1 pseudogene is annotated in these 294 nt (G+C 61.2%); it reads right to left on the minus strand.

Annotation, left to right across the window (positions count from 1 at the left end):
* Nucleotides 1-149: 149 nt before the first annotated feature.
* Nucleotides 150-294, minus strand: a pseudogene (locus tag EN808_RS37540) (amidase); the annotation flags it as partial.

Below are 294 nucleotides of genomic sequence, written 5' to 3' on the forward strand. Positions count from 1 at the left end.
CGCCGTCATCCACTCCCTCCCTCGGGCGTCGCTCCGCTCGGGAGCTCGTTTCGGCCTCCTGTCTCGTTCGTCCTCGATTCCGCTATGCGGCCTTGAATAAGGGGAGGGAACGAGGCCGTCGTCAGCCCCCATCTTCTTCGGCGTGACTGTCATTTGCCGCCTGCCCAAGTCTTAGGTCGCCGTTTGTTCCAAGGTCTGGCTTCTTCCAGATCTCGTGCGATACGGACCAGTGTGCCCTCATCCCCAAAGCGACCGACAATCTGAATCCCGATTGGGAGGCCGCTGGCGCTTTGT

Source organism: Mesorhizobium sp. M8A.F.Ca.ET.165.01.1.1 (genome assembly GCF_004792065.1).
Taxonomy (GTDB): Bacteria; Pseudomonadota; Alphaproteobacteria; order Rhizobiales; family Rhizobiaceae; genus Mesorhizobium.